We start from the raw sequence: 241 nt of genomic DNA, 5'->3' as shown, positions 1-241 counted from the left end.
TAAGGATTATGGATACTTAAAATAGCTTCTTGATCGATTAAAACATTAGGATGAAAATTAAAAGTTGCAGGGGTGCTTGGATGAGATGAAGCATTGGTTAAAGTATTTAAAGAAAATAAATCTTGTTCTAAACTTTCAAAAAAGCCTTCACATTCTATAGAAAAAAGCTCTTCAAGACTTTCTTTGATGAGGGCTTTAGTGATTTTAAAGGGTAGGGGATTTGAAGTAGAATTTGATATAT

Annotated in this window: 1 pseudogene; it reads right to left on the bottom strand. The window is 30.3% G+C overall.

The window, feature by feature from the left end:
• Positions 1-241: pseudogene (locus AJ932_RS08425) on the bottom strand (hypothetical protein); the annotation flags it as partial.

This window comes from Campylobacter sp. BCW_6873 (assembly GCF_001762365.1).
Classification (GTDB): domain Bacteria; phylum Campylobacterota; class Campylobacteria; order Campylobacterales; family Campylobacteraceae; genus Campylobacter_D; species Campylobacter_D jejuni.
The sequence above is the reverse complement of the archived record's forward strand: the minus strand, read 5'-3'. Positions and strand labels throughout refer to the sequence as shown.